Genomic DNA, 236 nt, shown 5'->3' on the forward strand with positions numbered 1-236 from the left:
CACGTAGAATACGAAACCGAGTCCCGCCACTACGCTCACGTAGACTGCCCGGGTCACGCCGACTACGTTAAGAACATGATTACCGGTGCTGCCCAGATGGACGGCGCTATCCTGGTGTGCTCGGCCGCTGACGGTCCGATGCCGCAAACCCGCGAACACATCCTGCTGTCCCGTCAGGTTGGCGTTCCGTACATCATCGTGTTCCTGAACAAGGCCGACCTGGTGGACGACGCTGA

At 60.2% G+C, this 236-nt stretch carries 1 protein-coding gene; it reads left to right on the plus strand.

Annotated elements, in window-relative coordinates:
* A partial coding sequence (locus VK98_RS22575; protein ID WP_048416170.1) for a GTP-binding protein occupies positions 1-236 on the plus strand: 236 nt, incomplete at both ends.

Origin of the sequence: Chromobacterium sp. LK11 (assembly GCF_001043705.1) — a bacterium.
Classification (GTDB): domain Bacteria; phylum Pseudomonadota; class Gammaproteobacteria; order Burkholderiales; family Chromobacteriaceae; genus Chromobacterium; species Chromobacterium alkanivorans.